The sequence below is a fragment of the Mesorhizobium sp. M0195 genome (genome assembly GCF_040322115.1).
Taxonomy (GTDB): Bacteria; Pseudomonadota; Alphaproteobacteria; order Rhizobiales; family Rhizobiaceae; genus Mesorhizobium.
The window spans coordinates 1-22,908 of record NZ_JAMYSV010000035.1; the positions used below are offsets into that span (position 1 = coordinate 1).

Annotated in this window: 22 protein-coding genes; 3 read left to right on the forward strand and 19 right to left on the reverse strand. The window is 59.4% G+C overall.

Features of this window, described 5'->3' with window-relative positions; translation table 11 throughout:
• Window positions 1-397: 397 nt before the first annotated feature.
• From NKJ12_RS30120 to NKJ12_RS30130, 3 genes are all read right to left on the reverse strand, one after another.
• The gene (locus NKJ12_RS30120) at window positions 398-718 is read right to left on the reverse strand and encodes a sunset domain-containing protein (RefSeq protein ID WP_352707152.1); all 321 of its coding nucleotides are present in this window, start codon (window positions 716-718) and stop codon (window positions 398-400) included.
• A 58-nt stretch (window positions 719-776) separates the two neighbouring features.
• Window positions 777-1,004, reverse strand: coding sequence for a hypothetical protein (locus NKJ12_RS30125; RefSeq protein WP_352453620.1), 228 nt, complete (start codon window positions 1,002-1,004; stop codon window positions 777-779).
• A 135-nt stretch (window positions 1,005-1,139) separates the two neighbouring features.
• Entirely contained in the window at window positions 1,140-1,391 is a 252-nt protein-coding gene (locus NKJ12_RS30130) for a helix-turn-helix domain-containing protein (protein ID WP_023722035.1), read from the reverse strand.
• A gap of 128 nt (window positions 1,392-1,519) precedes the next feature.
• Between NKJ12_RS30130 and NKJ12_RS30135 the strand changes: the two genes are divergently transcribed.
• Window positions 1,520-1,789 (forward strand): DNA -binding domain-containing protein, encoded by a 270-nt coding sequence (locus NKJ12_RS30135; RefSeq protein ID WP_352453619.1) that lies wholly within the window; start codon window positions 1,520-1,522, stop codon window positions 1,787-1,789.
• Between the two features lie 95 nt (window positions 1,790-1,884).
• On the opposite strand, the gene NKJ12_RS30140 is transcribed toward NKJ12_RS30135, so the two are convergent.
• From NKJ12_RS30140 to NKJ12_RS30190, 11 genes are all read right to left on the reverse strand, one after another.
• Window positions 1,885-3,792 (reverse strand): putative bifunctional diguanylate cyclase/phosphodiesterase, encoded by a 1,908-nt coding sequence (locus NKJ12_RS30140; protein ID WP_352707153.1) that lies wholly within the window; start codon window positions 3,790-3,792, stop codon window positions 1,885-1,887.
• Between the two features lie 303 nt (window positions 3,793-4,095).
• Entirely contained in the window at window positions 4,096-5,277 is a 1,182-nt protein-coding gene (ubiM, locus tag NKJ12_RS30145; RefSeq protein ID WP_352707171.1) for a 5-demethoxyubiquinol-8 5-hydroxylase UbiM, read from the reverse strand.
• A 421-nt stretch (window positions 5,278-5,698) separates the two neighbouring features.
• On the reverse strand, window positions 5,699-5,851 hold the full coding sequence (gene ccoS / locus NKJ12_RS30150; RefSeq protein ID WP_023679633.1) for a cbb3-type cytochrome oxidase assembly protein CcoS: 153 nt from the start codon (window positions 5,849-5,851) through the stop codon (window positions 5,699-5,701).
• Window positions 5,848-8,136, reverse strand: a complete 2,289-nt coding sequence (locus tag NKJ12_RS30155) for a cation-translocating P-type ATPase (protein ID WP_352707156.1) — start codon at window positions 8,134-8,136, stop codon at window positions 5,848-5,850. The genes ccoS and NKJ12_RS30155 overlap by 4 nt, the downstream gene beginning before the upstream one ends.
• Complete coding sequence (locus tag NKJ12_RS30160) at window positions 8,133-8,630, reverse strand: FixH family protein (RefSeq protein ID WP_352707158.1); 498 nt, start codon at window positions 8,628-8,630, stop codon at window positions 8,133-8,135. Before NKJ12_RS30160 ends, NKJ12_RS30155 begins: the two co-directional genes overlap by 4 nt.
• Complete coding sequence (gene ccoG, locus NKJ12_RS30165) at window positions 8,627-10,186, reverse strand: cytochrome c oxidase accessory protein CcoG (protein ID WP_352707160.1); 1,560 nt, start codon at window positions 10,184-10,186, stop codon at window positions 8,627-8,629. The genes NKJ12_RS30160 and ccoG overlap by 4 nt, the downstream gene beginning before the upstream one ends.
• A 132-nt stretch (window positions 10,187-10,318) precedes the next feature.
• Entirely contained in the window at window positions 10,319-11,182 is an 864-nt protein-coding gene (gene ccoP, locus NKJ12_RS30170) for a cytochrome-c oxidase, cbb3-type subunit III (protein ID WP_352567098.1), read from the reverse strand.
• Window positions 11,183-11,184: 2 nt separating this feature from the next.
• A complete protein-coding gene (locus NKJ12_RS30175) occupies window positions 11,185-11,334 on the reverse strand; it encodes a cbb3-type cytochrome c oxidase subunit 3 (protein WP_352457387.1) in 150 nt (49 codons plus the stop codon).
• Between the two features lie 11 nt (window positions 11,335-11,345).
• Window positions 11,346-12,077, reverse strand: coding sequence for a cytochrome-c oxidase, cbb3-type subunit II (gene ccoO / locus NKJ12_RS30180; protein WP_352707162.1), 732 nt, complete (start codon window positions 12,075-12,077; stop codon window positions 11,346-11,348).
• On the reverse strand, window positions 12,068-13,699 hold the full coding sequence (ccoN, locus tag NKJ12_RS30185; RefSeq protein ID WP_352707164.1) for a cytochrome-c oxidase, cbb3-type subunit I: 1,632 nt from the start codon (window positions 13,697-13,699) through the stop codon (window positions 12,068-12,070). Before ccoN ends, ccoO begins: the two co-directional genes overlap by 10 nt.
• Before the next feature lie 592 nt (window positions 13,700-14,291).
• Window positions 14,292-15,038 carry a Crp/Fnr family transcriptional regulator gene (locus NKJ12_RS30190; protein WP_352567104.1) on the reverse strand — a complete coding sequence of 249 codons (747 nt, stop codon included), beginning with the start codon at window positions 15,036-15,038 and terminating at the stop codon, window positions 14,292-14,294.
• Window positions 15,039-15,192: 154 nt separating this feature from the next.
• On the opposite strand from NKJ12_RS30190, the gene hemN reads away from it, so the two are divergent.
• Window positions 15,193-16,536: an oxygen-independent coproporphyrinogen III oxidase gene (gene hemN / locus NKJ12_RS30195; RefSeq protein WP_352567106.1), complete on the forward strand. Its 1,344-nt coding sequence runs from the start codon at window positions 15,193-15,195 to the stop codon at window positions 16,534-16,536.
• A 355-nt stretch (window positions 16,537-16,891) separates the two neighbouring features.
• On the opposite strand, the gene NKJ12_RS30200 is transcribed toward hemN, so the two are convergent.
• From NKJ12_RS30200 to NKJ12_RS30220, 5 genes are all read right to left on the reverse strand, one after another.
• Entirely contained in the window at window positions 16,892-17,305 is a 414-nt protein-coding gene (locus NKJ12_RS30200; protein ID WP_352707166.1) for a DUF5615 family PIN-like protein, read from the reverse strand.
• A complete protein-coding gene (locus NKJ12_RS30205) occupies window positions 17,286-17,951 on the reverse strand; it encodes a DUF433 domain-containing protein (RefSeq protein ID WP_352508080.1) in 666 nt (221 codons plus the stop codon). Before NKJ12_RS30205 ends, NKJ12_RS30200 begins: the two co-directional genes overlap by 20 nt.
• 402 nt (window positions 17,952-18,353) lie before the next feature.
• Window positions 18,354-19,910, reverse strand: a complete 1,557-nt coding sequence (gene dgt, locus NKJ12_RS30210) for a dGTP triphosphohydrolase (RefSeq protein ID WP_352508079.1) — start codon at window positions 19,908-19,910, stop codon at window positions 18,354-18,356.
• A gap of 194 nt (window positions 19,911-20,104) precedes the next feature.
• The gene (locus NKJ12_RS30215) at window positions 20,105-21,499 is read right to left on the reverse strand and encodes a hypothetical protein (RefSeq protein ID WP_352567112.1); all 1,395 of its coding nucleotides are present in this window, start codon (window positions 21,497-21,499) and stop codon (window positions 20,105-20,107) included.
• Window positions 21,500-21,706: 207 nt separating this feature from the next.
• Window positions 21,707-22,015 (reverse strand): hypothetical protein, encoded by a 309-nt coding sequence (locus NKJ12_RS30220; protein ID WP_352508077.1) that lies wholly within the window; start codon window positions 22,013-22,015, stop codon window positions 21,707-21,709.
• 50 nt (window positions 22,016-22,065) lie between these two features.
• Between NKJ12_RS30220 and NKJ12_RS30225 the strand changes: the two genes are divergently transcribed.
• Window positions 22,066-22,842: an endonuclease III domain-containing protein gene (locus NKJ12_RS30225; protein WP_352508076.1), complete on the forward strand. Its 777-nt coding sequence runs from the start codon at window positions 22,066-22,068 to the stop codon at window positions 22,840-22,842.
• The last annotated feature ends 66 nt before the right edge of the window (window positions 22,843-22,908 follow it).

Here is a 22,908-nt window from a genome sequence, read left to right on the forward strand (position 1 = left end):
GGACCGCATCCGAAGGACCGGAACGAAGAGGAGGACCCTGAGCGGCACGCGAAGGGTTGCGGGCTGCCGCGGCGGGCCTAGAAGGGAGTGCCGCCCACCCCGCGCCACCGGGAAAGGCCAACAGACAAACCCCGCCGCCCGCAAGGGCGGCGGCCGTCTCAGCCCGAAGGGCTGCCCACGCCAAGGGGCGAAGCCGAATGGCCGAGACCGCCTGAGCTTGCCGAAGAAAAGCGGGCTCGGTTCACGAGCACCTGGTGCGCGTAGTCAGGCGCGCGGGCGCCCGCCAGGACGGCAGGCTGGACAGATTTTTCGAACGGATCGCGATAAATACTTCAAATGAATGCTGCACCGAAAACATGTGCGATGCAGCATTTTCGCAAGCATTTACCACGGACGCTCAGACCCGAGACTTCCGCCACCCAGCCTTGCGCGCGGCTTCCTCCGAACAAAACCAGCGCTCGCCTTTCAACAGGTTGATGCGCGTCTCCCAGTAATATTCCTGTCCGGGAACATGATAGATGCGCTCGCCCGTGTTGTAGCTGATATTGGCTTTGATGTTGCAGCCGAGAGCGGCAGGGCCGATTTCGAAGGCAAGAAAGCCAGCCAGGATTGTTCCACCAGCAACGATCTTTGCCCACAATGGAGCGTCCTTCGAACGATGGCGCTCGCCATACCTGCGACGGTTGTACCGATTGTCTTGATAGCGATGGTTGCCCACGCCCCTTCTCCCCGAAGAGAGAATGCGACGTTTGCAGCCTGGAGTCTACAAGTCTGGTCTAATTCACCGGTCCTGTTCCGAACCATTGAATGAACGGCGCATCCTTACCGGTGATATCCTTCACCGTCTTCAACAGCGCTTCATGGGTGCGTTGGAGAGCCCGGTAATGGTTGCTGGTAGGTGATAGAAGCGGCTGGACGATGCTCTGGTGCAGCCGTTCCGCCTCCGCGAGAAAGCGCTCGATTTCAGCCTGTGAAAGCTGCTTGGAAAGTTTGGTCCTAGCCATTGCGATCTCCGTTGAGGAATCGCCCCACCTAGGATTATCATCCTATATCGGCATGGCTTGGTAAAGACCCACCCGCAGCGGAATGGCAGCTTGCCGAAGAAAAGCACGCTCGGTTCACGGCACCGGCGCGAGCCGTTAGACGCGCAGGCGCCCGTTAGCCCGCAGGCTGGACAGAATCTCGCACGGATCAGCGTCAAGCGCCGCAGTTAAGTCGAGAAACTCGATGACATCGAGACGCCGCTCTCCACCCTCGTACTTGGCCACGAAGGATTGGGGACGATCAAGCTTCTCGGCCACCTGCGCCTGAGTCAGGCCTTTGGCCTTGCGCAGGGAAACCAGCTGGGCCAGAAACCGCTGGTGGCGGGGCGAGCGAAGAGATTTGGGCATGTAGGCGAACCGGTCGGGTAAAGACCGGATCAGCGACTAATCCCGGTTTCGGATTATCCCATTTTGGGATATGCTGCGTTGCATCCAGCGCTCAACAGCCGAGGCTCGCAACAGGCATGAATCGATCAATGGGAACAGATGAGACTCGAAACTCAACTCTGTGCGACGAAGTCCCCTGGTCGGAGAACCTGACGGCCTACGATAGGCAGCATTTCACGATCTACCTGCGGATCCTGGATGCCTGCGCCGACAATGCCAGCGAAGAGGAGATGGCCGATCTCATTCTAGGCATCGACCCGGCCCTTGAACCGGTCCGCGCCCGCAAGGCTCTTCGCAGCCATATCGACCGGGCGAACTGGATGGTGACGACCGGCTACAAGGAACTGTTCGCCGGCTGACGCACAGCACGGATTGTCATGCTCTTCAAACAAGGAAGTTCAGATACCCGTCACTCATGAGCGCACGGCCGCGAGAGACGGCGCGGCGGGAGCGGTCACAACTGGTTCGCGTGCTGTTTGACTGCCATTTCCAGTGCTTGGCTCAGAGGCACAGCCTTGGAGAACAGGAAGCCTTGAGCGGTTCGGCAGCCAAGCTTGTGCAGGGTTTGCCGATCCGCCTCTGTTTCGACGCCCTCGGCCATGACCTCGATCCCGAGCATGTTACCGAGATCGATGACCGATTTGACAAGCAGTCGGTCCTCTCGGGACTTGGCCAAGCCGCGAATGAAGCCCTGGTCTATTTTGACCTTGCGTATCCGACTGTCCTTGAGCGATGCCAACGTAGAAAAGCCGGTGCCGAAGTCATCGAGCGCGATGGAAATGCCGGCATGTGAAAGCCGTCCGAGCTTTTCATCCACTCTGTCCGGGTCCACCGGGGATTCTTCGGTAATCTCGATTTCGAACATCGTTGCAGGGAGGCCTTTTGCCGCCAGACCATCCAAAACCATGTCGTCGATATCGCCGGCTTCCAGTTCGCGCGGCGAAACATTCATCGCCACACGGAAATCACGACAGTCAGCTTTCACCAAGCCGTCGATAAAAGCACAACAGTCGGCGAATACGGTTTGCGTCAGCAGCTGAAGCATTCCGGTTTCGCGTGCAGCTGTGATGATTTCGGGTGGAGAGATGGCACCATGAATCGGATGGGACCACCTCAGCAAGGCTTCAAAACCGACCACGGCCTCGGTGTCGAGTTTCACGATCGGCTGGAACCAAGGTTGCAAGCTTCTCGTCTTTATCGCCGAATGAAGGTCCCGTTCGACGGACTGGCGGCGTTGCAGTTCCCTGTCGAGTTCGGCATCGAACAGGCAAAATTCGTTCCTGCCACGACGCTTGGCCGTATAAAGGGCGATGTCCGCCCGCAACAACATTTCGGTCAGGCCCGGGCTTTCCGCCAGGTATATTCCTATCGATGCCCCGACACGGACGGACGCGACCTCGATATAGGGTCGGGCAACTTTGGCTATGATATTGGAGGCGAGATCACTGGCAGAAAGCGAAACCCTCGTTGAGGGAAAAAACAGCACGAATTCGTCGCCGCCGATACGAGCGAGCGTTGAGCCTTCCGGTGCTTCCTCCTCTATGCGGCGGGCGATCCTGACAAGCAGTTCATCACCGGTCCTGTGACCGTAGGTATCGTTGACGGATTTGAACCCGTCCAGATCAACCAGCATTGCCACGAAGGGGCCATCCGCGGTCTCGAACCGTCCGATTGCGTCTTCGAGGCCACGCCTGTTGAGAAGGGCCGTGAGGTGGTCCTGCCTGGAACTGGCCTTCATCTCCGCCGCAAGCCGCTCGGCCTCATGCCTCAGGCGGCTCGCTTCGCGGAACCGTGCTTGCCCAACAAATGAAGCTCGAACCAAGCCGCCCATGAAGAGCAGAACGGTAAAAGCCAGAATGTAGTCTTCAAAATTGCCTTTCGCCAAAAGGCAACCCACCGTGATGAGGAGCGGAGGTGTGATGAAGTTGGTCGCCGCCGCGGCATACGAACTGCCGTATGTAACCGCACCAGCGGAAATGCCCGCCAGAATGACCAGATGCAGCGGTGCTTGAGGTGTCGTGTATCCAACAGTCAGGACGGCCAGGAAGGACCAGGCAAACCCTGCCAGAAGAGCAAGGATTCCAAACCAGCGAAGCCGCGGCAAAACCCCCACTAAACCGTCATGGCGCCCCGTTTCCTTTAGCTGATAACGCGCGAGTGCAAGGCGGGCGGCATTTATCGCATTGACGACCAGGAACCAGATTGCAGCGGCAAAGCCGCTGCCAGAAAGGGCGTGCACCGCCCAAATCAGGCCTGACAGGATACCGCTTATCGGCATCGACACGAAGAGGCCGGTCCTCAGGTCAGCAAGCTGATCCTGACGGATTTTGGCCTCCAGCGTGTCTACTTTCTTCGGGGCCATGGACGGACCAGCTAGCTCCCATCGTTGTTCGCGAGGACAAGCTTACGCAGGCCCACTGAAGGACGGGTTAACTATCCAGCGGGGGTAACCAGTGCGCTCACCATGTCTTCGGGGCGCACGTCTGCTCTTGGCCTTGCCGTCTGACCATCGAGCTCTTGCCCGCACGCGTGCCTTGATCCGAATCATCCCAGGATCGGCAACGTCACCATGGAAGCAGCCCTACCAACGGCATCAACGCGCCCGGCGAGACAAAAGGAAGCCGGGCCGAGATAGCGTTCCAGAGCGGCAGCGCTATCTGCCGATTCACCGCCTGAGCATGGCCGAAATGCCATGGCGGACAAAGGGGAGATATTGGGCAAAGCGGAGCCCCGCATGTCTTGCAAGCCGTGCCGCCGGGTGCTCGCCTGAGTAGAGACCGACAAGCATGTTGGTGGCATGATAGAGCGGTGCCGCCGACAGACGCAGCCGGCTTTCGTATCTGCCGAGCATGTCGGGATCAGCAATGTCGCGGCGCTCGCGACATGCCGCCAGGATTCTATCGGCGAGTTGCTTCTGGCCGCTGAGGCCGATGTTGAAGCCATGCGCGGTCACCGGGTGCATGCCGAGGGCAGCATCGCCGATCAGTGCCGCACTCGGAGCCCAGAACTTGTGCGCCCAGGTCGTGACCAGCGGATAGGCATGGCGGGTGCTTGCCAAGGTCATCTCTCCGAGGCGTCCTCGACACCGGCTCGTCAATTCCATGAGGAACAAATCGTCGTCGAGAGCAAGCAGTCTGTCGGCCTCGCTTGAGCGCAAAGTGAGAAGCAGCGACGATACGCCTTCCATGAGCGGCAACATCGCTATCGTCTGATGGTGATCGAACCATTCGACCGCGATCTGGTGATGGGCGCGCTCGTGCCTCACCCGGCAAATCAGCATGGAGTTGCCAAGCCGATTGATGTCGGCGCCAATGCCGAGCAGGTCGCGCGTCGCGGAGAACCGCGAATCCGCTGCAACGAGCAGCCGAGCGGCCAATTGCCTGCCATCAGAGAGCGTTATGACTGCTTCTTTGTGGCTGGTTGTTGCATTGAGGACCGAGTGGCCGCACAGCAGCCGGGCATGATCCTGGAAGCGGACAATCTTGAACAGGGCGTCGCGGATCCGACAATTTGGGACCAGAATTCCGAGTGGTTCCCCAGATCCGCTGGGAGAATCGAAGCTCAGGGCGAAAGGGCTCGATCCGTTGAGCACGCGCGCGCCTTGTAGCGGTGATTTGTCCGAAGCCGGGATGGCATCCCAGGCGCCGAGCTCGCGAAGGATTCCAACCGATGCGTGGGTCAGCGCGATCTCGCGACCGTCGAAAGCCGGATTCGTCAGGCTTTCGAGCGACTGCCGTTCAACCACTGCCACCTTGAGTCGGCTCTGGGCAAGCGACGCGGCGAAGGAAAGTCCGACCGGCCCGGCTCCGACGACAATAACGTCGAATTTATCGACAGAGCCGGCCATCAGCGTGCCGCCATAGCGTCGGCTATCTGCGACGAAGAGCACTGGAGCGCATCGCAATCGATCCACGGTTTGCGGCTCATCTCCCCAAGCGTCTCCACGCGACCTAACCGTCCGTTAGACATCCGTTCTCCGTTGAAATGGTCAATGAAACCATGCCGACGAAGAGATAACCTTGATCTGGATCAACCAGGCTCGATAAACGCGGCAACCGCGGGTTCACGGTCGACTGGTCGATCGCCACGCCATGGTCTGGTCAGGTCATCATGGAATGGCGGGCTTCCCGTTCGGTGCGGCCCTTTCCTGGCCGAAAGTTCGGCAACGTATTCTGGCTGATCCGTTCGCACCCGTCGCGCGCCGAAATCGGCATGACGCGAAGCAACCGCGGAAAATATTCGAGCGAGTCCTCGCAGGGCAGGCTGGGTCAACTGCGTGGCTCGTCGCGGTCGATCAGGATCCGCTCGGCGGCGCCATCGAGATCTTCATATTGGCCGCTCCTCAAGGCCCACAGGAACCCCGCCAGCCCAAGCGCTCCGAGGAACAGGGCCACAGGTATGAGGTAGGCGAGCGTCGTCATGAGGATTGTGCCAGTGCGCCAATGTCCGAGCGCCTGTCATGTCGGGCATCTTGCACCGATGCATTTGACACGAAACCTTGCAGACGTAGCGCATTGCCGATGACCAGGAGGGACGAGGCGGACATCGCGACCGCCGCGATCAGTGGCGTAACGTGCCCCAGAATGGCGACCGGCACGGCGATGCCATTGTAAACGATCGCGATGGCGATGTTCTGCCGGATCAGCCGTCCGGCCTTCCGCGAAATGTCTAAAGCAAGTGGGACAGCCAGAAGACTTTTACGCAGGAACACGAAATCCGCGGCGTTGCGACCGATATCCGCCGCCGTGGCCGGAGCGATCGAAACGTGTGCGGCGCCCAATGCAGGCGTGTCGTTGAGTCCATCGCCGACCATCAGCACCTTGTGGCCAGTTCGCGTCAATGCTTCGATGTGTTCGACCTTCCCGGAGGGAAGCAACGCGGGAACGAAGCGCTCGACGCCCAGTGCTTCCGCGACTTCGCCGCAGGCAGCTTCTGTGTCGCCCGACAGCATCTCCACCGACACGCCGGCGCCGTTCAGTTGCTCGATGGCCGCCTTGGCATCGGCACGCAGCTCATCCTCGAAATCGAAAGTCGCGACAATGACCCCGTCCTTCGTCAGAACGGTTCCGCCATAGCCTTGTTTGCCTTCGCCGCCGATCCGAGCTTTCCACTCACGCCATCCGCGGCGACCCAGCCGCCAGGTACTGCCCTCGGCGATGGCTTCGATGCCGAAGCCCGGATGCTCGCTGACGGACGCGAGTTTCGGCTGGCCGGCAAAGGCTGCATTGCCAGCGATTGCCTTCGAAAAGGGATGGCGGGAATGCGCTGCCATCTCGGCCGCCATGGCGAGCATCGTCGGATCGATGGACGGCGCATTGATCAGCCTGGGCAGTCCGAGCGTAAGCGTGCCGGTTTTGTCGAACAATGCCGTGTCGATCCCCGCCAGGCGCTCAATGGCGGAGCCGTCCCTGACCATGACGCCGCTTTCAAACAGCCGCCGCGCAGCGACCACCTGCACGATCGGCACGGCGAGACCGAGCGCACACGGGCATGTAATGATCAAAACGGCGATTGCGATTGTTATTGCCCGGTGCCAGTCGCCGGTCGCCGCCATCCAGCCGAGGAACGTCACAAAGGCGGTGAGGTGGACCACGGGGGCATAGAGCGCGGAGACGCGATCGGCGATCCTGCGATGGCGGGCGCGGCCGCCCTCTGCCGCTTCCATCAGCCGAACGATTTCGGCCAGGAATGAATCCTTCGCGGCGGCCGTCGCCTCGATGGTCAGCGGACCGGTGAGATTGAGTGTACCGGCCTGGACCTGCGCCCCCGGGCCCACCGTTCTGGGCGTGCTTTCCCCGGAAACCAGGGAACAGTCGAGATCCGATGCCCCGCCAATGATCCTGCCGTCGATGGGCACCCTCTCGCCAGCCGCAATCAAGAGCTCCATTCCTGGTTCGATCTCGCCAACCGGCAAGTAGTCGCGCGAACCATCCTCGCGCAGCACCATGGCGCCGCGCGCCGCCAGCCGAGCCAGTCCGTTTACGGCCGTCCGTGCCCGTTCCCGCATCACGTGATCCAGCGTGCGGCCGATCAGCAGAAAGAACAGCAGCGACACCGACGCGTCGAAATAAGCATGGTCGCCATGGTTGATCGTCTCGTAGAGGCTCATGGCGTAAGCGAGCGATACCCCGACCGCGATCGGCACGTCCATGTTCATGCGGCTGTGGCGCAGCGCATTCCAGGCCGAGCGAAAATAGATGCCGCCGGCGAAAGCGAGCGTAGGAATGGCAATCAAGGCCGAGACCCAATGGAACAGGTCGCGGGTCGCGCCTTGCGCGCCGGACCAGACGGAGACTGATAGCAGCATGATGTTGCCCGCCGCAAAGCCGGCGACCGCGACGGCGCGGATCAGTTCCGAGAGCGTCCTGTCCTTCCCGTCAGCCTCGGGATCGAACAGGTGCGCGCCATAGCCCAGCCGTCCAAGTGTGGCGACGAATGGCGGAACCTCGTCGCCGCGCCACCGGACCGAAACACGTTTCGTTGAAAGATTGACACGAGCGCCTTCGACGCGATCCAGCTTGCCGATCGCCGTCTCGATCGTCTGGATGCAGGCGGCACAATGCACAGCCGGCACCGAGAGGTCGGTCTGGCGAAGATTTTCGCCGATCGAGCGGCTCGCCAGTCTGATTTCCTGGCCAGAAGGCAGGACCAATGTGACCTTTTCCAGGTCCAATGCCATTTCGGCGCCTGGCGCGCAGCAGCTCATTGCAGCGCCCCGTGGGAAATCACGATCCGGCGAACGTCGCGATAGGGTTCCGCAAGGCTCGCATCGGCGTCGATTTCGACGATCCAGACGCCATCCTTGGGGATGTGGTGCGCGGCGAATATCTGACCGGAGGCAGCGGCAAGAGTGACGGATTTGTCCTCGGCCTCGTAGGCGGGATGACGAAACAGCACCTTGACGCCATGCAAGGCAACCGGCTTGCCGACAGCCTCGGTGAGGCTGTAGCGGACCTCACCGCCTGCGATGGTCAGTTTGCCAGTCCAGCCGAGGGCTGCCTGAGCTCGCCCCTCCTCGGCCTTCTTGTTGAACTGCTGGCTCGCCACATAGGTGTTTTCGACGACAAGGCCGGTCCAGCTCGTGTTGGCGAGCGTCGCCATCGTCAGATTGACCGCTATGACCACGCCGAAGAAGCCAAGGATGGTGAACAGCATATGCCTGCCGGTGAATTCGCGGGATTGTCGCGAGGTGTCGCTCATCTGGCGCTCTCCGGTGCGTTGAAAGTGGCCGTATATTCGTCCGACTCGAACGTTGCCTTGTTTTCGACCCGGAACTTGAAGCTTTGCGCTGTACCCCGAACCTGATCTGCCGGCTGACGCACGAAAACCTTGAGCATCTTCAGCCGGTCGGGTTCGACCGGGATGGCGAAGGAGCGATCCGCCGGCAGGTCGATGCCGACAACGCTCATTTCGGCTCCATGCAGGCCCTGCATCGTGACAATGATCGTTCTTGGTTCGGGGATCATGTTAAGCAGCTTGACGGTGTAGCCGTTGCGGATCGAACCGTCGGACAGCGTCACGAACTGCGGGTTGCGATCGTGCAGGACATTCAATTCGAGCCGTTCGCGGGTCAGCAGGGAATAGAGCAGCGCGAGACCGACCGCCGACCAGGCGCCCATGTAGATGAAGGTGCGCGGGCGAAAGATCTTGCGGATATGGAAACGGGCCACCTTGTCGGAGAACAGGCCGTCAGCGCTCCTGACCAGTGACGGGTTGACTGAACCGGAGCCGCCCGGGGTCGCCAGCCTCATATTGGCGTTGTAGTCGGCCAGCGTCGCATAGGAAATCAGTCCGCGCTCCCTGCCGAGCTTGTCCATGATACCGCCACAGGTATCGATGCAGAGCGCGCAGGTGATGCATTCAAGCTGCTGGCCATCACGAATGTCGATCCCCATCGGGCACACCGCGACACAGGCATTGCAGTCGACGCAGTCGCCGACGGGCTGCCCGGCGGCAAGGACCCTCTTGGCGTGACGCGAGCGCGGTTCGCCGCGCCAGTCATTATAGGTGACGGTGAGGGAATTCTCGTCGAGCATGGCCGCCTGGATGCGCGGCCATGGGCACATGTAGGTGCAGACCTGCTCGCGCATCAGCCCGCCGAACGTATAGGTCGTCGCCGTCAGCACGGCGACGGTGATGTAGGCGACGGGGGCGGCGGTGCCGGTGAAGAGTTCCCCAAGCAGCATCGGCGCATCGGCGAAATAGAAAATCCAGGCGCCGCCGGTCAGCACCCCTATGACCAGCCAAATGGCGTGTTTCGATGTTCGCAGCACGAGTTTGCGCGCAGTCCAGGGACCGGCATCGAGCTTGATGCGCGCGTTGCGGTCGCCCTCGATGGCTCGCTCGACGACCAGAAACAGATCGACCCACACGGTCTGCGGGCACGTATAGCCGCACCAGGCCCGGCCGACGGTGGATGTGATCAGGAAAAGGCCGACACCGGCCATGACCAGCAGGCCGGCGACGTAGTAGAATTCCTGCGGCCATATCTCGATGAAGAAGAAGTAGAAGCGGCGGTTGGCAAGATGGACCAGCACGGCCTGGTCAGGGGCAAATGGCCCGCGATCCCACCGCAGCCAGGGGGTCAGGTAGTAGATCCCCAGCGTGATTGCCATCACCGACCACTTGAAGCGGCGGAAACTGCCAGAAGCCCGGTTCGGGAAGATCTTCTTGCGTCCGGCATAGAGCGGCTGACGGGTCTTGGCGGAGTTGACCGCATCGGCTTCGAGCCGTTCTATTTGCGTGTTATCGAGCACGAGAAGCTCCAGTCACCAGCGACGATTTCGCCGGAAGCCCGACCCATCGGTTTCTGGATGATGCCGAGGCCCGGCTCGCGCCGGGCCTCGTCGCTTGGCGGTTGGGGGGAGGACGAGAATAGGCTTGCGTTCCTATTCTCCGCCGCCAAGCGAATGGACATAGACCGCGAGTTCCTTGACCTTGATCTCGCCGAGACGCCCGATCCAGGCCGGCATGACGCCATGCCTCGGGGCGCGGACCTGCGCGGCGATGGCTGTTTCGCCAGACCCGTAAAGCCAGATCGCGTCGGTCAGGTCGGGTGCGCCGAGCTCCCTGTTGCCCTTTGCATTCTCACCATGACAGGCCGCACAATTCTCGGCGAAAACATTGGCGCCGAGTTCGATCAGGCTTGTGTCCTGAACAGGATCGGAGAGGCTTGCGACATAGGCGCCGACCTGCTTGATCTGATCCGTCGTGATGACGTCGCCAAAAGCAGGCATTTCCGACAGGCGCGTATCCGGGTCCGATGCGAAGCGGATGCCGTGCGCAATCGTCTGCTGGATCTGTTCGGCGTTGCCACCCCACAGCCAATCGTCGTCGTTTAGGTTGGGAAAACCCTTGGACCCTTGAGCGCCCGAGCCATGGCACTGCACGCAATTGACCTTGAACGCGGCGCCACCTGCGGCGATGGCGAATTCGCGTAGCGTATTGTCGGCTGTAATCTCGGAGACGGTCTTCGCCTGAATGGCAGCGACAAATTTACCCTTGGCCACTTCGGCCGCCGCCAGTTCATTCTTGACGTCTCTGCGGCTCGAATACCCCAGCACACCCCTGGTCGCGGAAGTCAGCATCGGCCATGCCGGATAGACGACGGTGTAGCCGATCGCCCAGGCAATGGTGATGTAGAAGGTTATGACCCACCAGCGCGGAAGCGGGTTGTTGAGTTCCTTGATGCCGTCCCACTCATGGCCGGTCGTCGAGATGCCCGAAACCTCGTCGATATGCTCGCTGCCCATGATCAGTCGTCCTTGAGAGGAATGTGAGCGGCTCTCTCGGCTTGCCTGCGGCTGCCGGGACGAAATGCAAAGGCAACGCATCCGAGGAAGAAAAGTGCCATGGCAAGCAGGCCCCAGCTGTCGGCAAACTCCCGCATGAAATTGTAGGTCATCGCCATTCTCCTCAGCGGTAACCGGCGGCTTCGTCATAGGTCCTGAAATCGACCAGCGTGCCGAGCATCTGCAAATAGGCGACCAGCGCATCCATTTCGGTGACCTGCTGCGGATCGCCGTCGAAGTCCCCAACCTTGGCTTTCGGATAGCGTCTCTCCAGGCCCGATGTGTCGGCATTCGCATCGGCCTGCGCCATGAGATCGGCATTGGCATGAGCGATCATGTCGTCTGAATAGGGCACACCGACACGGCTGTTGGCGATCAGATGCGTCGAGAAATCCTTCACCTCGATGGGCATGTCCTTCAGGAACGCGTAGCTCGGCATGATCGATTCCGGCACCGCCGAACGCGGCTCGGTGAGATGCTGGACGTGCCATCCGTTCGAGTAGCGGTCGCCGACCCGGGCGAGATCCGGCCCGGTGCGCTTCGAGCCCCACTGGAACGGGTGGTCGTACATCGACTCGGCCGCCAGGCTATAGTGGCCGTAGCGCTCGACCTCGTCGCGGAACGGCCTTATCATCTGGCTGTGGCAGAGGTAACAGCCCTCACGCACATAGATGTTGCGCCCGGCGAGCTCGAGCGGCGAATAGGGCCGCATGCCTTCCACCTTCTCGATGGTGTTGTCGAGATAGAAGAGCGGCGCGATCTCGACGATACCGCCGATTGTTACGACCAGCAGGGACCCGAGGAGAAGAAGTGTGGCGTTCTTCTCGATGACCGCGTGTCTGTCCATCAGGCCCATTTTCTGGCTCCTGATCGCACAGGCTGGAGGGCGGGGATGGAGCGCGGCATCGGATCCTCCTCGCGCTGGTAGCCGAGGATGGTCATGGCGATGTTCCAGGCCATGATGAGGGCGCCCGACAGATACATCGCGCCGCCGATGGCACGCATGATGTAGTAGGGATGCATGGCGGCGACGGTTTCGGCGAAGGAGTAGACCAGGAAGCCCTGCTCGTTGTATTCGCGCCACATCAGGCCCTGCATGACGCCGGAGACCCACATCACCGCGGCGTAAACGACGATCCCAAGCGTCGCCAGCCAGAAGTGCCAGTTGACGAGCCGCAGCGAATAGAGCCGTTCACGTCTCCAAAGCTTCGGCACCATGTAGTAGATCGCGCCGAACGAGATCATCCCAACCCAGCCGAGCGCACCGGAGTGCACGTGACCTATGGTCCAGTCGGTATAGTGCGACAGCGAATTGACCGTCTTGATCGACATCATGGGACCTTCAAAGGTCGACATGCCGTAGAAGGCGATGGCCATCACCATCATGCGGATGATCGGGTCGGTCCGGATCTTGTCCCAGGCGCCGGATAGCGTCATCAGGCCGTTGATCATGCCGCCCCATGACGGCATCCAGAGCATGATCGAGAACACCATTCCGAGCGTCTGCGCCCAGTCAGGGAGTGCGGTGTAGTGGAGGTGGTGCGGACCGGCCCAGATGTAGAGAAAGATCAAAGCCCAGAAGTGGATGATCGACAGCCGGTAGGAATAGACCGGTCGGTTGGCCTGCTTGGGCACGAAGTAATACATCATGCCGAGGAAGCCGGCGGTGAGGAAGAAGCCGACGGCATTGTGGCCGTACCACCATTGCGTCAGGGCGTCCTGTACGCCGGAGAAGGCTGAATAGCTCTTGGAGCCCAGGAAGGAGACCGGCATCGACAGGTTGTTGATCACATGCAGCATTGCGATGGTCACGATGAAGGCAAGGTAGAACCAGTTGGCGACATAGATGTGCGGTTCCTTGCGCTTTAGGATCGTGCCGAGGAACAGGATGAGATAGGCGACCCAGACAATGGTCAGCCACAGGTCCACATACCATTCGGGCTCGGCGTATTCGCGGCTCTCGGTAATGCCGAGCAGGTAGCCGGTTGCCGCCATGACGATGAACAGCTGATAGCCCCAGAACACGAACCAGCCGAGATCGCCGCCGAACAGACGCGCGCGGCAGGTGCGCTGCACCACATAGAGAGACGTGCAAATCAGCGCGTTGCCGCCGAAAGCGAACACAACACCGGATGTGTGCAGCGGCCGCAGTCGGCCGAAATTGAACCAGGGCTGGATGTTGAGATCCGGGTAGGCGAGCTGCAGGGCGATGACGACGCCGACCAGCATACCGACGACACCCCAGAACATGGTGGCGATGGCACCGTAGCGGATCGGCCCATCCATGTAAGCGGCGGGGTCGATCGGAACTGTCGGCTTGAACTCCGTGTTGCGCAACAGAATCGCAGTGAAGCCAGCCACGGTGAAGAACAAAACCCACATATGCTGGCGAAAAGGTTCATCTACGCCGAAGCCGGCAGCCACCAGGGCCGCAAACGCAAACAGGCTTAGAAGGACGATCTCTGTGCCGAATTTCATCGCAAGCCCCGATTTCCGATTCCGGCGGGCGCCAAACCGCAGTGCCTTATTGCGCAGCCGTGGCCTGCTCGCCCTGATCCATGTCAGAGCCGCACGATTTTGCTTCGAGCAGCATCGAGTTCGGTGCGATCAGACTGTGGCGATCGAATGTGGAAGCGCAGCACCGGCCGCCACGCTTATGGACAGGCCCGGCGTCCCCGGTCTGGCCGGGTATGGAGGCGATCGCGGGCGTGTGGGAAGCGCGCCTTCTGTGACGCTGGAAAGTAGGCCGATGCCTTGCCGAACGTCGATCGTTTCAATGCCTTGGGACAGCCAGCGCCAGCGTTGCGCTGCCTTCGTGACATTCATGATTCGGGGGAACGGCGATTTTCCCCTGCGTATGAGGCGTATTGACTTCGGCCGAGTGCGATCCTGCCTGGAACAGCCGGTTACACGTCGAGCACCTCGAGATGGATGCTTCGCCGACGAGTTGGCCGAAACGCACCATCGGATGGAGAGCGGGCTGTCGCTATGCGATTTCTTCTAAGCCCAACGCGAGCATGCCCTGCCCCGAACGAAGTAGGTGACGGAGGCCATGCAGCTTCGGTGTCATTCAAACGGCGGTTGCGCCTCGGCCGCCGCAGCGCCGTTCCAGCCGGCTCATGCTGTCCACGGTGACACGGCGGTTGTTCTCGATCCGAATCACGCCGTCCATTCTCAGGCTGGTCAGCTGACGGCTCACGGTCTCGTTTGTAATTCCAAGGAAATCAGAGATGTCGGCACGCGTCATCGGCAGCTCGAAGCACGCCGACCTGGCCGCCGGGTTAACACTGGAATCGATGTTCCGGGCGATCATGAGGAGAAAGCTCGCCACCTTCTCCGGTGCGGTCTTGCGCCCCAGAGTAACCATCCATTCGCGTGCTTCGTCGAGTTCGTTCAGCGTCTGCTTGAGCAGGCGATGCACAAATTCCGGTGATTCCTTCATCATCCGTTCGATGGCCGCTCTCGGAAACGAGCATAGCGAGACAACTGTTGCCGCTTGCGCATTGATCGCGCTTTTCACCTTGAAGGGCCGTCCCAGAAAATCCGGCGCGAACTGGAGGCCGACGATCTGCTGGCGGCCGTCCGAAAGGCTCTTCGTCAGCTTCACCACGCCTGAAAGCACGTTTGAATAGCTGTCGACCGCCTCGGCGTCGCCGATCAGTTCGACCCCCGGCTCGATTTTGTGCCGCGATGAAGTCTTGGCTAGCCGAGCCAAATGGTCTGGTTCGAGCGCACCACAGACACCGCGGTGCCGTGCCTCGCAAGACAGGCAAAGAACGGGAATGCCGGAACTGTGAATATCCTGCCGTAATGTCATTCGATCGGTCTACCGGTCCAGTGCAGGCAGGATAGCAATCGACGGTAGAAAAATCCTTGCGGCAGTTTGTCCGTGCTGAAGGTTGATCGAAATCAGGGCTTAGGCTCATCCAAGCATCCACAGTTCCGGCGACGCAAACACGGTGGACCACGACATGCGACCGGAGCTAGCTGCCAGACTTGGCGAGAATGTCCCGCGCTATACCAGTTATCCGACCGCGCCGCATTTCCATGCGGGGGTCGATGCCGTCGTTTACCGAGGCTGGTTGGAGGCGCTCGAAGGTGGTGACGAGATCTCGCTCTATCTGCACATCCCGTACTGCGACAAGCTTTGCTGGTTCTGTGCCTGCCATACCAAGCAGACACGCCACTACGAACCGGTGACCACATATCTTCGCTCACTGCATGCCGAGATCGCCACCGTCGCCGGTCTTGTCGCAGGCAAGGGCCGCGTGCGTGCCGTCCATTTCGGCGGCGGTTCGCCAACGATGCTCAAACCGGAGGATCTGGTGGCGCTGGGAACCGCCCTGCGCAACAGCTTCACGTTTCTTCCCGGCGCCAAGATCGGCGTCGAAATCGAACCCAATGATATGGACGATGCCCGCCTCGACGCACTCGCCGAAATCGGCATGACCCGTGCGAGCCTCGGCGTCCAGGATTTTGACCCGAAGGTGCAAAAGGCAATTAACCGCGAGCAGGGCTTTTTGCAGACCAAAGCGGTAGTCGACGGCGTTCGTTCGCGCGGCGTCGAATCGGTCAATCTGGACCTGCTCTACGGCTTGCCACACCAGACCAGGGAGAGTGTCGCCTCCACCGTCGCGCAGGCACTGACCCTGGAACCGGATCGGATAGCGCTTTTTGGCTACGCCCATGTGCCGTGGTTCAAGAAACATCAGACGATGATCGACGAGGCATGGCTGCCGGGTCCGGCAGAGCGGTTTGCTCAATCGCAACTTGCGGCGCGGGCGATCGTGGACCAGGGATACGAAGCAATCGGGCTCGACCATTTCGCCAAACCGGGCGATGCCCTCGCGCTTGCCGCCCGCGCCGGAACACTGCGCCGGAACTTCCAGGGCTATACGGAGGATCGCTGCGAGACCTTGATCGGCCTTGGCCCGTCATCCATCAGCCAGTTTCGGCAAGGCTATGCACAGAATATGCCTTCGACCGCCGAGTATGGACGCATGGTTGCACAAGGAGGGCTGGCCGCTGTTCGGGGTATCGCGCTTTCCGACGACGACCGTGTTCGCGGCTGGATCATCGAGCGATTGATGTGTGACTTCGCCTTCTCGGCGATTGAGCTGGTGGAGCGCTTTGGCAAAGCCGGCCAAAGACTTCTCCTCAAGGCGAGTTCCACGGCCCTCCAAGATCCTGCGCGGTTGCTTGAACTTGATGGTGACCGCTTCGTCGTGCCGGCGGAAAGCCGGCCGTTTGTCAGGAGCATCGCGGCAAAGTTCGACAAATATTGTGGAAAGGCCAGGCATTCGGTAGCGGTCTGAGCACCGCTCAGGAACGGTGCGGTTTCAGTCAATCTTGAACCGATTGCGCTACATTTTTTGGCTCTTCATAGGCGAACGTCGCGTCAAGATAGGATTCAGAACGGACCAGTGCGAACGTCTTTGGCATAGCGACGATGTCGTCCAGTCGTGCCTTCCGGCGCCGTAGTTGTTGCGACCCGAGGGCTTGCTACCTTCTATGGCATGCCTAAGTGGTGTTTGTTTTTGTCGTCTGTTCGCGACAGTCTCACTCTGCCGCGGCCAGTCTCGGCAGGTGCCTGTTCGCGCTTCGCGACGACGACAGGACCATTGATGAGATCGGTCCTGCGCCCCCGGCTTGCGGCCTGGTTGGCTTCGATCATTCCTTCGGTAGCGCATAACGGACAACGCGCAACGTTTCCTCGTCTTCGAGGGTCACTTCAAGAACCTGGTTCACAAGATCATCGTCGTCGAGCTCGATCAGAGCCATTTCGAAAAGTTCGACCTGCATGTCGAGATCCATGCCTGGCGGGCCGTTTAGGCAAACAAGCCCTGCGTGGATGGCAACATCTGCATACTGTCCCTTGGTGCCCGGATTATCCTTTGGCCCCCTAAAATCCACCGAGTTCTTGGTGACGAAGGTCCAGTCGCCTTCAAGAATGATCGGCTTGAGCTCCCAGTCCTTGAGCCCGGCGAGCCCCAGCCAGACAACGTGGCTGGTCTCGCCATGACCCTTCCCATGCGCAATTTTTGCAAGCTCGGGGGTGAGACATTCATCGATCAGGAACTTCATCCGCCTTCCTAAGTCGCGGAACACGGCGATCGGAAGTGATGACGGAGCCTTTTGGAAGGTCTCCAGTACGAGGACGCCCTCGCAGGGGGTTCGCCTCTGCATAAATCGCCGCGAGCCGTACCTTCTCCGCGTCAAGGCTCGGGTAGGCCCCAAGAATGCGCTCAACCGAATGACCGACAGTGACGGATGCCGCGACATCATACACTGGGACGCGAGTGTTACGGATAACGGGCGTGCCGCTGAGCACGTCATCCGACGACGTGACCATCTCGCGAGCCGCCTCGAGATCGGACAGACGTTCACTCGTGCTCTTCAGGAACGGCGTCAGATCGATCGTCAGAAAGTCGTCACGCACGGTCCAGTCCTCGCGCAGCAGTGCCGCCCAAGCGAGCGAGCGCGAGAGTGTTAGCTTGGGCTCAACCATCCTGATCGCAAACAATCGTTCTTCCGAGGTTAGACGTTTTGCGGTCTCGAAGTAGAAGCTGATGAAGGAGCAGGCTCCGGCCAGGACGTGCCGGCCGTTGTCAACCGATACGAAGGCATCGGGCAGGATGCGTTCATCGATTGCGCGATTGACATCTCGCAGGCTTACACGCGAGACCACGGCGGCCTCGCTTGCCTTCAGCATTTCGGCTACGGCTGCCATGGTCGCTCCTAAGTAAATCTTCCGACGCATCGGAAATATAGAATGAGAGAGTGCCTTTTTCAATGCCTAATGGCGCGGCTGGACGGCGAAACAAGAAAGCCGAACTCAGAGGCTCGGCCACTTGTGAAGGTAAAAATCGGAGCGCCGAGATGCATCCGCGGGCATGAACAAGATCGCGAAGCACCAAGGCGACGCCGCCCATAGAAACTCCAGACGGCGCCAGAACCCCAGGCCAAACTGGAATGAGTCAGGGGCCGTCCGGCATACAGGTCTTCCTAGTGAGCAATCGCCCAGTTCGACAGCGGAACGGTCGCTATGAAGTTGGCCCGCGCCAAGCACGCCGGTCAAACCTACTCGACGGCGTGACTCAAAGCCGCTCATCCTGAAATTCGCCGGTCTCTGTCAGATCGGCTTGAACATGCTTTCCGCTGAGTCGGATTTCAAACGCGCCCAGAACTCAATGGCATACCGATCAGTCATCCCCGCCACGAAATCGCACACTTCGCGGGCCCGTCCAGTGATGTTGTCTGCCTTGTTGAAACGCTCTCTGACGTCCTCTGGCATCAGAATATCGCCCTTGTCAGCCATCAGCGCTTCGAAAAGATCGGTCACAACATCGTAGCCTCGATATTCGCCCAGCTTCACGCGCGGGGCATAGATAGCGGCCTCATAGGTGTACTGTTTCAGGACTTCCTTTCGGCGCAATCGCCCTTTGGACAGCTTCACCTGGCTCTGAGGTGGACATTGCTCGTTGTAATCCAGCTCCACTGACGAGATGAATTCATGCACCAACTGCGAAGACAACTCTGTGCGGTTGTATGCGTCATCACTGATCAGCCTGGACGTCTTATAAACAGCGGTAAATCGCCTGAACCCTTCCCGCTCGGCCTCCAGCTTCTGTCTTCTGGCCACTTCGGCTGGCTGCAGACTGTCGCCATCCTCTTGGTTGCTCATTTCAGCGCCATCCGGACTCCCAGTCGCATCCACCCCCACGCTACTTCCATCGTTATCGGGCTCGCCCTGGAACAGTCCGGCAAAAATATCGAAGAATACGTCGAGCACATCTTCCTTGCTGACGTCCTCCTTGATCTGCTTCGATACGCTCGCTGCCACCTTTTCCAACAGCGCATCCTTGGTCGCCAGGATCTTCGCAGGGCTTAGGAACCCGACCTTCAGGCAGTCTTCAAGATCGTAGACGGAATATGCAATGTCGTCTGCCAGATCCATTATCGAGCATTCGAGCGACTTGAACTCTTTTCCGCGCTTTAGTTTGAAGTCGCCTATTACTGAGCTTTTGATGTTCTCGACGATCCTTTTTTCCGTAGCGTAGTAGCCCTTCTCAACCTTTGAGCCTTCAGGGCGCACGGCTTTGATCATGTTGTCGTACTTCAGGACAGAGGCCAGCGTCCGATGGCAAAGGTTTAGACCGGCCCTTATATCGCCATCGCCATCGAGAGCTTTGGCGTATTTGACCTTCTTCTCTAGCCTGGTCAGGATTCGCAAGGTTTGGGCATTGCCCTCAAACCCGCCATATTCGAGCATCGCATTGTCGAGCGCCCGTTCACCGTTGTGACCGAATGGCGGATGGCCAATGTCGTGAACCAGACCAGCGGCGAAACACAACCTGACGTCAATAAGTTCAGGCAAAGTAGTCTTGTATGTGTGGTTGATGAACTCGGCTATTCCCTGGGCGATCTGGGCCACTTCAAGCGAATGGGTCAGCCGGCTCCTGAAAAAGTCGGACTCGCGGCTGGGGAATACCTGTGTCTTTCCCTGCTGACGGCGGAAGCTAGCGCTGTGAATGATCCGACCGTGATCTCGGGAGTAATTGTGCCGGTAGTCCTTTTCTTGGGGGTCCGCGCCTCCGCGGACCACCTCCCTGGTTTCATCGTTGCTCGTGTAGAGCTTAATCTTGCTTTTCGGCGCTGTTTTTGACGGGCTCTTTGGCGGTGTTGCCATCGTTCTCTGTCTCTTCTCTCATGCGGCGTTCGAAGCGCATGCGAAGAGCCCTATCCAAGGTTCCGAGCTGCGACTCAGCATCTTTACGAGCGTTTGCGACAGCGGTCAAAAGCATCTTCGTTTCCCTTCGTTTAGCATTGTGGATACTTAATATTTTTATCGTGTTCTTATTATGTTCCGTTTTCCCACGAGCGTCAATTAGAGGCTTGGTCAGCAACCAGACGCATTCGCGTCGGCACACTGGCCTGTCGGACGACATCCGCGATGTGACTTGTCAGGCCGACCTCCCCCTCCAGTATCAGGCCATGGCCGAACGGAATCATTGTGAGAGCTACTCGTAGCGCTTCCAAGCCATCTCGAACATCGAAACTTTTCCATTCCGTAGCCTCTCCTGGGACAATTGTTGCACCAGATGAAACGCTGCGCCCCTTGTGTAGTTGCAGCAGCCACGCAGCGCGGCCGTCATATGCCCATTCGAATCTCACCGCACCAAGTTGAGCGGAAGTTCGTTGATAGAGAGTTTCAACTGCACTCAAAACTTCAGGTGGAAGTTCTTGAGGCGCCTTCTTCCCGAGCATGAAAGCGTCGCCGGCGCCAAGAACTCCCTCGACGTGGAGTTGCCCATCAGCGTCACAAATCGCAGCACCCGACCAGGTCGCGGGGACGCCTTCCTGCGCGATGACTGACGCAATTGCACGATGATCAGGGTCCTCCGCATTCAGGAGCTTGAACGGGTCAGTCCAACCTCGAACAGTCGTGAAATGGCCCGGCACCTGTTCGGTCGGACATGTCCGTGTCCAAATTTCGCGGGTGCCTGTACTCTCGCCGAACGAGAATGGAGCGACCCGGCGAGAAATAACTGTCGTTCGCGGCACGGGCACGCCGGCAAGATGACCGATCAGCAACCCGTATGCCTTGTCTCCAAGCATGCGCGAGAAGCCATTTGGCCACCTCGGCTCCACGTCAGCGGCATGCATAGCTTCATTCTCACCGAATTCCCAATATATGACGTGGGATTGACGATAGCCGCGCGGCTTGGGGTGAAGGCTGAACTCAAGGCGCGCGGATTTTGCTGACGCAAAATCGGGACCGAATCCGTAGACTATGTCGAACAGCCGGCGCGCCCAGTCAGAGCGTAGTGTCGCGAAACCCGCTTTCTCGACCCCGCGTGGCGTAACATCGGGACCAAATTCAACGATGTCATCAAGGATCACCCCCGAAACTCCGCCATCGCTGACATCGATAGTCTCGTTGACAATCGTGAACCAGCCTGCGGCAGAGAGACGCTCAACCGCAGCTACGACATCAAGGGGCGAGGAAAGTCCGTAGAGAAACTCGGCACTCTGAGGCTGGTGTTCATTGAAGCTCCGGACGTTGAGCGTGCCTTCGACGCTCCTCAAAAAGAGAGCCCCTATCGCCTCCGCCGGCGTATCGAAGTGCTGATCGGCCGGCAGCCCAGCGAGCCGGGCAAACTGCTGTATCGGAGCCCCGGCTTTCGGTGCGAAGCTAACGAATTGCGCGACATTGAATTGTTCGGCCAGTCGCGCCAGAACAGCATCCTTGCGGAAGGCAGAGGGGCGGTCGCTCATGTGGCTCGATCGATCAGGCATGGCAGTCGGTTCATTGTGCTGGCCCGGAAATGGACACGACGAGAAGGTGTAAGCCCGCCACCTTAGCGCCTTTTGTACGAACTGGACCACCAGCGACGGCTCTATCGTGTGGAAAGAGTGCTTCTTGACGTCGCAGGACGCCAAGTTGCCACCATGCGACGGCGGCCATTATAGACTCGGCGCGCCTCACGACATACCGGCCAGACCGCGAAGAATATTCATTATATGCATTCTTCTTTCCGGTTTTGCTCTAGCAAGGCGCTGAACGATTGCCTCGATCTCCGCACTGGAAACCGCTTCCTTCATAGAATGGGATGAAAGCCAAAATGTCAGCTTCCGCTCCAGCTTGTCGGTCATTTTAGCACGAAGATTCAGGACTTTACTGATGTATGATTGCGTGTAACCACAAGACAATGCCAGCTGGACCTGGCCTACCCCTAACCGGTCCATCGCCTCTCGTATCTCGTTCAGCAGAGCGGTGTTTTCCGTTGTCATTTTGATCAAAATTGGCTATGATTTTTATGAATAATGATTGGGACTGAGAGATGCAACAGGTTATTTCGCTGAAGGATGGGCAGCCGATCTTCCTGCATCTGCCGGATGCCGATGCCGAGGTTATGCCGTCGGTCCCTTGGGGGGATTTCGCGGCAGTGTTCACGCCGGCTTTCTGGGCAACGCAAGTTTGGATGGACGCGCTTGACACGCCTGACGAGAGCGGACTTGGCGAAACGCTTGCAGAGGAAGTGGTCGCGTGCCTTCTAGGCGGGCACGGCGCACCTGCTGAGGTTGGCCTTGCCGCATACGATCGCGTCCGCTCCTATATGCGCGTGAACGGTCCCCGCCTGACTCTAGCGCAGGCGGAATCACTGCTATCAGAACCGCTATCAGTCCTCGGACGATCCGTGAGATACCGGTTCGCAAAGCAACGTGCAGGCTACTTGCACAGATGCCTGGAAGGCGTTGCTATGATTGACGAGGCCCAGTTGAACGACAGAGAGTTGCGCGATAGCCTTTGTACCTTGCCCGGGATCGGTCCGAAGACCGCATCGTGGGTAGTTCGCAATCGTCGACGCAGCGATGATGTCGCTATACTCGACGTTCATATCATCCGCGCCTGCTGCCAAATAGGCGTTTTTCCTGCAAAGGCGAATCCAGCTACCGATTATTTCAGACTGGAGGAGAAATATTTGGATTTCAGCTCTGCGATTGGAGTCCGGGCATCAATGCTGGACGCCGTAATGTGGAAAGTCATGCGAAGCGTACATCCGCGCCTCTTACAAACGTTGATGAATGTTTCGAATCAGGCTCTAGTCCCGAACTAGGCGAGGAGGACCTGACATGAGCGGTGGCGGCGGAGGCAGTGGACGGAGTGATCTCGGTCCCGCTGT

Bases quoted from the DNA above. Each gene is read 5' to 3' on its own strand.
- NKJ12_RS30125 (WP_352453620.1), bottom strand. From the start codon at position 1,004: ATGGCTAGGACCAAACTTTCCAAGCAGCTTTCACAGGCTGAAATCGAG.
- NKJ12_RS30130 (WP_023722035.1), bottom strand. From the start codon at position 1,391: ATGCCCAAATCTCTTCGCTCGCCCCGCCACCAGCGGTTTCTGGCCCAG.
- NKJ12_RS30135 (WP_352453619.1), top strand. From the start codon at position 1,520: ATGGGAACAGATGAGACTCGAAACTCAACTCTGTGCGACGAAGTCCCC.
- NKJ12_RS30140 (WP_352707153.1), bottom strand. From the start codon at position 3,792: ATGGCCCCGAAGAAAGTAGACACGCTGGAGGCCAAAATCCGTCAGGAT.
- ubiM (WP_352707171.1), bottom strand. From the start codon at position 5,277: ATGGCCGGCTCTGTCGATAAATTCGACGTTATTGTCGTCGGAGCCGGG.
- ccoS (WP_023679633.1), bottom strand. From the start codon at position 5,851: ATGACGACGCTCGCCTACCTCATACCTGTGGCCCTGTTCCTCGGAGCG.
- NKJ12_RS30155 (WP_352707156.1), bottom strand. From the start codon at position 8,136: ATGAGCTGCTGCGCGCCAGGCGCCGAAATGGCATTGGACCTGGAAAAG.
- NKJ12_RS30160 (WP_352707158.1), bottom strand. From the start codon at position 8,630: ATGAGCGACACCTCGCGACAATCCCGCGAATTCACCGGCAGGCATATG.
- ccoP (WP_352567098.1), bottom strand. From the start codon at position 11,182: ATGGGCAGCGAGCATATCGACGAGGTTTCGGGCATCTCGACGACCGGC.
- NKJ12_RS30175 (WP_352457387.1), bottom strand. From the start codon at position 11,334: ATGACCTACAATTTCATGCGGGAGTTTGCCGACAGCTGGGGCCTGCTT.
- ccoO (WP_352707162.1), bottom strand. From the start codon at position 12,077: ATGGGCCTGATGGACAGACACGCGGTCATCGAGAAGAACGCCACACTT.
- ccoN (WP_352707164.1), bottom strand. From the start codon at position 13,699: ATGAAATTCGGCACAGAGATCGTCCTTCTAAGCCTGTTTGCGTTTGCG.
- NKJ12_RS30190 (WP_352567104.1), bottom strand. From the start codon at position 15,038: ATGACATTACGGCAGGATATTCACAGTTCCGGCATTCCCGTTCTTTGC.
- hemN (WP_352567106.1), top strand. From the start codon at position 15,193: ATGCGACCGGAGCTAGCTGCCAGACTTGGCGAGAATGTCCCGCGCTAT.
- NKJ12_RS30200 (WP_352707166.1), bottom strand. From the start codon at position 17,305: ATGAAGTTCCTGATCGATGAATGTCTCACCCCCGAGCTTGCAAAAATT.
- NKJ12_RS30205 (WP_352508080.1), bottom strand. From the start codon at position 17,951: ATGGCAGCCGTAGCCGAAATGCTGAAGGCAAGCGAGGCCGCCGTGGTC.
- dgt (WP_352508079.1), bottom strand. From the start codon at position 19,910: ATGGCAACACCGCCAAAGAGCCCGTCAAAAACAGCGCCGAAAAGCAAG.
- NKJ12_RS30215 (WP_352567112.1), bottom strand. From the start codon at position 21,499: ATGAGCGACCGCCCCTCTGCCTTCCGCAAGGATGCTGTTCTGGCGCGA.
- NKJ12_RS30220 (WP_352508077.1), bottom strand. From the start codon at position 22,015: ATGACAACGGAAAACACCGCTCTGCTGAACGAGATACGAGAGGCGATG.
- NKJ12_RS30225 (WP_352508076.1), top strand. From the start codon at position 22,066: ATGCAACAGGTTATTTCGCTGAAGGATGGGCAGCCGATCTTCCTGCAT.